A 6,381-nucleotide genomic window follows, 5' to 3' on the forward strand; every position below is an offset into this window, starting at 1 on the left:
TTGCCCAAGGGGACTGGAGCTTGGCCAGGTTTCGAGAGCACGGATGCTACACCGCTCGGCCTGCTCAAGGTGCTGCTGCGCTCCTATCTGAAGTCGAACACGACCTGGCGCTCGTTGCAGGACAAAGTCACCCTGGAGGTCGTCGAACAGGCGGTGCACCGCCCGGAGACGACCCATCGGCTCGGGGCCAGCCTCACCCAGAGCAGTTGGTTCGATCACTACGTCACCCCGTATACAGGCTACGCACGGCTTCACGCAGCGGCGGATCCCTTCTGGTTCCGGCAGGCGGGCCTGCAGCTCTACTTCTGGCCTAACCCGGTGGAGGAGCCTATGTGGGCCAATGGGCTGCGCGACTGGCGGCGCCTCTTCGCGCTCGAACTCGGTATGGGATTGTCGACCGGGCAGTTCGGGCCGCTCAACCGCTACTCCGGCTTCACGCCTTCGGGAACTCCGCCGCTCATGCTGGGGCTCGCGGTGCAAGTGCTGCCGTATACGACGATCTCCACGGGGATGACATTCCTGCATGCACGCCAGACCTCGCTCGATACCGAGAAGCCGAGGTTCCTCGTGCAGAGCTATTACAGCGGCTCCGTAGAGATCAACCTCGTGGGCATCATCCGTAACCTTGCGACCCCGGACAAACCCGCCACGACGAAAGGGGGGCTGTGATCATGCCAGGAGGTACGGTTCCTACGGGCAACTTCCTCATCGACACGCAGCTCTCGAGTGAGCGCATCGCCTCTGGCCAATCCGTCATGGTGATCATCACCTACACCACGGACAACTCCGGAAAGTCCATTCAGATCACCCACGACCCTGGCTTCAGCGTGACGCCCCTCAAGGTGTCGGCCCCTCCGGGCGTTGGCATGGTGGTCCGGGCTCAGCTCACCGTCCACCGGAAGGGCAGCACGTACGGCTCGGTGCTGCTCACGTTCAACCTGGCCATGAGCTACCAGGCGGAAGTGCTGAGGGTGCTCCCATGATGATGAACTCCCGCCTTGGGACATTGGTCGGATCGAGCGTCCTGCTCCTTGCCCTCTGTGCCTGCGATGACGACACTACGGCGCTGCCCAGGCTCACCGTGGAGGTCTTCAATCCCGAGCACGCCTGCTTCGTTCTCTGTGAGGGCACGGTCGACAAGGCGGAACGGGCCCGCCTAGGCGACGAATGCGAAGCCGCGCTCGGAAGCCGGGCCTGTGGTTTCCAGGCCGGGCGGGATCGCATCCGGCTCACCGTGGACTATGGCGACGTCGAGTTCGAGAAGGCAGCGGATGTCCCGGCGCCTACGCTCAGCGTCCGGGTCAATGATGTGCCCCTGACCTCGCAGCCCGCCCTGTCCTCTCACCCCCGCGGCCGCCACCTCTTCTTCACCACGACCCTGACTGCCCCGGCTCAGTCCGCCGAGTCGTTCGGCTTCGCGGTGGGCTCGGCTGAGTTCGCTGCCTCGGTGGATGGGTTCACCATCTCCGAGCCCACGGCCGACGTCTCCGTTGGAGCGTGCCAGACGTGTCCCTTGATCGCGGGCACGATCGTCCCGGTGGTCGTGAAGATCCCCGCTGGCCTCAACACGAAGACCGGCACCCTGATCTTGAAGGTGCCTCGAGGAAGCCAGGGCAATCCAGTGCCACTGGAGTTCACAGGCCCCCGCGAGTCGAGCCTGATCGCGGAGACGCGTGTGACCGTCCCGGACGAGCCTGGGGCCTTGCTGACCGTGGAAGCGCAGGTGGGCTCCGTCCTCGGGAAGTACCAGGCGACCATCGCGAAGCCCACGCTGTCGCTCCAGGTGAGCGAGTGTACCGATGCCACCTCCTGCAGCCTAATGGCCCAGTCGGTGGCCACCGTGCGGTTCGCGGTGCCGAACGATCTTGCCGAGAAGTCCGTCTCGCTCACCACGTTGACGGACAATGCCGTGGATGGAGAGCCCAGGAGCATCCCCTTGAGCGAACGAGAAGGCGAGATCGCGCTTGGGGTGGCACGGCTCCCGGTGCCCGACGCTCCGAACGCGCAGTGGCGCCTGCGGGCCCAGGTGGGCTCAACGGCCGTGGAGCGCACGATCGCCATCACTGCCCCTATGATCTCCGTGAAGGCCGCCCAGTGCACCTCCGGCACCAGCCCCTGTACGATCAGCGCGGGGGTGGGCTCCGCATTAGTGACGGTGAGCGCGCCGCTTCAGGTGGCCGTCACGAGCGCCTCGCTCACCTGGACCCTGGACGACGTACCCTCCGGGGCCCCTGCACTGCCCCTCCCCATGCAGCCTCAGGCGGAGGTGAGGTCCGGCATGCTATCCGTGCCCGCACCGGATCAGCCAGGACGGGAGTGGCGGCTCGTGGCGTCCATCGGCCGGACCCAAGCTGTCTCCAGCCCCATCCGCCTGGTACCCCCACGTCCCATCCGGCTCCGGCTCGTCCCGAAGGACACGCCCAGGGACTCGATTGACTTTGGCGCCTCGGGTGTCCCGCAGCGAACCTCCGGAGAGCCTGACGCGGCCTGCCGCGAACTCCTCCTCGCAGTGGATGCGCCGGAGGTGTCCCAGGGGCGGCTCACGCTCCAGTCCAATCTGGGGGACATCAACGGGCGAGGGGCGCAGGTGGAGGTAGCGCTCGACTCCCAACGGCGGGCGTACGTCCCCCTGAGCCTTCCCTTCGAGCACACTGGGAGCCGTTCGCTGCAGGTCTCGGCCCAGGCCCCGCCGCAGCGCAGCGATGTCCTCTCCATGCCACTGGAGCCCGTGTACCCTCTTGCGGGCAGCATCGTCGCTCCGGCGGCCCAGCTGCCCGTCGATGCTTCGGGGAGCATGGCCGCGACTCTGCGGGGACGGCTCGTGCTGCCTCCGGGCGCCCGGGCCGTGCCTGGCACACCTGTCTCGATCATCGTCACCGCGACCGCCGAGGCGGCCGCAGGCCCATTGGCCTGTGGACGGCCTGTGCCCTCCCAGGCGCTGGCGTGTGATCCGACAGACCCGGCCGCTACGGGTGGGTGCCTGCTTGCACCGCTCGCGGCCACGGTGGACGAGACGGGCCACTACAGCGTGACGCTGAATGCAGGGATCTGCTTCGCGGGGGAGGTCACCCTCGAGGCTCGGAGCCTGCGCTATCTCAGTGGGGAGGCAGCCTGTCTGGGAGAGCGCGGTGTGACGGAGGCACAGCAGAGCCTGGGACAGGTGACCGTCTCGTTCATCCCCGCCCCGCAGTAGCCCACTCCTCTCAAGAGGAGCATACCGCGCCCCGGCTGGTAGGCTCCCCACGCGGGCAGTGGAGGGCCTCAGCCAGCTCCTGCCAGCACTCCAGACTTGCAGGAGCTGGACCTCCTTGCCGTGCGTCCCAAAGTCAATCTTTCCCAGCACTTGCGCCGCCCATAAAAAATGTCGAAAGAGGTGCGCCGCCGATGTCGAGAACCGCTGTTCGGCTCCGACTCCCCAGTGAACGCGCGCTCCACGGAGGGGCGCCCGTACAAAGGAGTCGACCATGAAGTACATGCTGATGATGAACACGCCGGGCGGAGGCCCGTACCAGGTCGCCAGTTGGCCGCAGCAGGACCTCAAGGCGCACATTGCCTTCATGAAGGGCTTCGCAAAGAAGCTCGGGGAGTCGGGCGAGCTCGTGGCCGGCGAGGGCCTCTCCGGCCCCGATCAGGCCAAGCGCGTGCGCGCCGGAAAGGATGGCAAGCCGATCACCGACGGAGTGTTCCCCGAGTCCAAGGAGTTCCTCGCTGGGTACTGGATCGTGGACGTCGACAGCCCCGAGCGCGCCTACGAGATCGCCGCGGAGGCCTCCGCCGCTCCCGGTCCCGGCGGCGCGCCCCTCAACATGGCGATCGAGGTGCGGCAAGTGATGAGCGGGCCGCCCAAAGACCTGACCTGATGGCCCCGTCACTGGACACCCGCACCCAGCACCTGTTGCGCGACCTCGCGCCGCAGGTGCTGGGCGCCGTCATTCGGCGCTTCCGCGACTTCGCCGCTTCGGAGGATGCGGTTCAGGAAGCCCTCATCGCGGCGGCGACGCAGTGGCCGCGCGATGGCCTGCCCGAGAGCCCGCGCGCCTGGCTGATCCAGATCGCCTCGAGACGTATCGCCGATCATGTCCGCGCCGAGGCCGCTCGCCGCCACCGCGAGGCGATCGTGGTCAGCCTGGTGCCCCCGGAGGAGCAGCTCGCCCTCGCCGCGGATGAGGAGGCTGCAACGGGGCGGGACGACACCCTGGATCTCCTCTTCATGTGTTGCCACCCCGTGCTCTCGTCACCGTCCGCGATCGCGCTCACGCTGCGCGCTGTCGGTGGCTTGACGACCTTCGAGATTGCCAAGGCGTTCCTGGTGCCGGAAGCGACCATGGCGCAGCGGATCAGCCGAGCCAAGCAGAGCATCAAGGCCTCAGGGGTGCCCTTCCAGATGCCCACCGCCGAGGAGCGCGCCGCACGCCTCGACGCCGTGATGCACGTGCTGTATCTGATCTTCAGCGAGGGTTATACGGCCACCTCGGGCCCAGAGCTCCACCGCAGCGATCTCTCGGGCGAGGCCCTCCGCCTCACGCGCATGCTTCATCGCCTCGTCCCAGACGACTGTGAGGTCGCGGGGCTCCTCGCGCTCATGCTCCTGACCGATGCGCGGCGCGCCGCGCGAACCGGGCCGGCAGGCGAGCTCATCCCTCTCGATGAGCAGGACCGAACCCTGTGGGACCAGGGCGCGATCGCCGAGGGCGTGACGCTCCTCACCGCGACGTTGCCGCGGGGCTCGGTCGGCCCGTATCAACTGCAAGCGGCGATCGCGGCGGTGCACGACGAGGCTGCCAGCGCCGAGGACACGGACTGGGCGCAGATCCTGGGGCTGTACGGCCTCTTGCAGCGCATGTCCGACAATCCGATGGTGACGCTCAACCACGCGATCGCGACGGCGATGGTTCACGGCCCGGCTGCGGGGCTCGAGCGCCTCGACGCGCTCGCCGAGGACCCGCGCATAGAGGGTCATCATCGCCTCGACGCGGTCCGTGCACATCTCCTGGAGCGGGCAGGCGACCGCGAGGGCGCGATCGCGCACTACCGGCGCGCAGCAGAACGCACGACGAGCATGTCGGAGCGGAACTACCTTCTGACGCACGCGGCCCGGCTGAGCGACACTCCGAAGTAGGGATTGCAGGGCGAGCCCGAGGGCCTCGAGCGGTCCCCTCTCTCCCTGGCTCACCCCACGGCAGCGGCCACGACAGGGCGCCGGGGTGCAAGCTCCCAGGTGAGCCGGAAGGTGGCCGCGGTACCGTCGAAGGCGACGGGCTCCACGTGGATGTCCACCACGCCAGAGCCCCGCAGCGTCTCTGCCAGGAAGCCACAGGCGAAGAACGGGTTGTCCGCCGTCACGTCCTTCATCCAGAGCGTGGCCTCGCGGTTGCCCAGCTCCTTCACACGCGCCTCGTTGAAGTTGTTGCCGGCCCGAGCGCCATGGGAGACGCGCTCCAGCGTGCCGCGCGGCCCCAGGTGGGCAACGAGGGCCATGCTGGCGCGGCCCACGGCCGACTGCCGGTAGCCCTGCACGTAGCGCTCGCCCAGCCCGAAGTAGGCCGCATCCGGCGAGGCCTTGGGGAAGACATCCGGCGCGACCGCGCGCAGGAAGGTCCGCCACTGCTCCAGCGGGTAGGCGGGCCGCAGCGGCTCGGACAGGTCCAGCCCCACTCCGCGCAGCAGGCGCCGGGCCTCGGACGTCAGATGCGGCCCGAGCGACCGGACGAAGAGGGCCTCCACGGATTGAGCGAAGACAAGCTTCTCGTTCGGCATGCCCCGGAGACTGACAGGCTTGTCCGGAAGAACGCGACTGGCACCTGCCTCCATTGGTTGGCTGGTGGAAGCTCGGGCACCCTCCAGGCCCTGGAGACGGGGTGAGAGGACGGCGTTCTGTCCGCTGGAGGTCATCTGCGAGGCCCTCCCGGCACGGACGCTTTCACGGTATGTGAGGCGGAACCCCGAGCCCACCATGCTCCGAGGTCACCATGCGGATCGCCGTCTCCGGCACTCATTTCTCGGGTAAGTCGACGCTGGTCGAGGAGTTGTCCGTCGCTCTTCCGGAGTACTCCACCTTCGAGGAGCCCTACTACCTTCTGGAGGAAGAGGGGTACGCGTTTGCCGATCCGCCCTCCGTGGAGGACTTCGAACTGCAGCTCGAACGATCCATCACGTGCCTGGCGTCGACCGAGCCAAACGTCATCTTCGACCGGTGCCCAGCAGATCTCCTGGGCTACCTGCTCACGCATCGTGATGCCGAAGCGTTCGAGCTCGAGGCGTGGCTGCCACGTGTACGGTCTGCGATCGAGACACTGGATCTCATCGTCTTCGTGCCGATTGAAGGGCGCGACCGGATTGCGCTTCCTCGATCGCAGGATGCCCGCCTCAGGGCTCAGGTGG

At 67.6% G+C, this 6,381-nt stretch carries 7 protein-coding genes; 6 read left to right on the top strand and 1 reads right to left on the bottom strand.

What is annotated here, in order from left to right; translation table 11 throughout:
* The 5 genes from VD972_RS29790 to VD972_RS29810 form a co-directional block, all read left to right on the top strand.
* The coding region (locus VD972_RS29790; protein WP_324992154.1) for a hypothetical protein at window positions 1-669 on the top strand (669 nt) is incomplete at its 5' end.
* 2 nt (window positions 670-671) lie between these two features.
* Window positions 672-983 carry a hypothetical protein gene (locus VD972_RS29795; RefSeq protein ID WP_324992155.1) on the top strand — a complete coding sequence of 104 codons (312 nt, stop codon included), beginning with the start codon at window positions 672-674 and terminating at the stop codon, window positions 981-983.
* On the top strand, window positions 980-3,193 hold the full coding sequence (locus VD972_RS29800) for a hypothetical protein (RefSeq protein WP_324992156.1): 2,214 nt from the start codon (window positions 980-982) through the stop codon (window positions 3,191-3,193). The genes VD972_RS29795 and VD972_RS29800 overlap by 4 nt, the downstream gene beginning before the upstream one ends.
* Before the next feature lie 271 nt (window positions 3,194-3,464).
* Window positions 3,465-3,860 (top strand): YciI family protein, encoded by a 396-nt coding sequence (locus VD972_RS29805; protein ID WP_324992157.1) that lies wholly within the window; start codon window positions 3,465-3,467, stop codon window positions 3,858-3,860.
* Window positions 3,860-5,119: an RNA polymerase sigma factor gene (locus VD972_RS29810; RefSeq protein ID WP_324992158.1), complete on the top strand. Its 1,260-nt coding sequence runs from the start codon at window positions 3,860-3,862 to the stop codon at window positions 5,117-5,119. Before VD972_RS29805 ends, VD972_RS29810 begins: the two co-directional genes overlap by 1 nt.
* A gap of 50 nt (window positions 5,120-5,169) precedes the next feature.
* Here the strand turns inward: VD972_RS29810 and VD972_RS29815 are convergent, their stop codons facing one another.
* Complete coding sequence (locus VD972_RS29815; RefSeq protein ID WP_324992159.1) at window positions 5,170-5,757, bottom strand: DUF2378 family protein; 588 nt, start codon at window positions 5,755-5,757, stop codon at window positions 5,170-5,172.
* A gap of 212 nt (window positions 5,758-5,969) precedes the next feature.
* Between VD972_RS29815 and VD972_RS29820 the strand changes: the two genes are divergently transcribed.
* Window positions 5,970-6,381: AAA family ATPase (locus VD972_RS29820; RefSeq protein WP_324992160.1), on the top strand; the 412-nt coding region annotated here is incomplete at its 3' end.

It is taken from the genome of Hyalangium sp., from assembly GCF_035629615.1.
Taxonomy (GTDB): Bacteria; Myxococcota; Myxococcia; order Myxococcales; family Myxococcaceae; genus Hyalangium.

Bases quoted from the DNA above. Each gene is read 5' to 3' on its own strand.
- VD972_RS29805 (WP_324992157.1), top strand. From the start codon at position 3,465: ATGAAGTACATGCTGATGATGAACACGCCGGGCGGAGGCCCGTACCAG.
- VD972_RS29815 (WP_324992159.1), bottom strand. From the start codon at position 5,757: ATGCCGAACGAGAAGCTTGTCTTCGCTCAATCCGTGGAGGCCCTCTTC.
- VD972_RS29800 (WP_324992156.1), top strand. From the start codon at position 980: ATGATGATGAACTCCCGCCTTGGGACATTGGTCGGATCGAGCGTCCTG.
- VD972_RS29810 (WP_324992158.1), top strand. From the start codon at position 3,860: ATGGCCCCGTCACTGGACACCCGCACCCAGCACCTGTTGCGCGACCTC.
- VD972_RS29795 (WP_324992155.1), top strand. From the start codon at position 672: ATGCCAGGAGGTACGGTTCCTACGGGCAACTTCCTCATCGACACGCAG.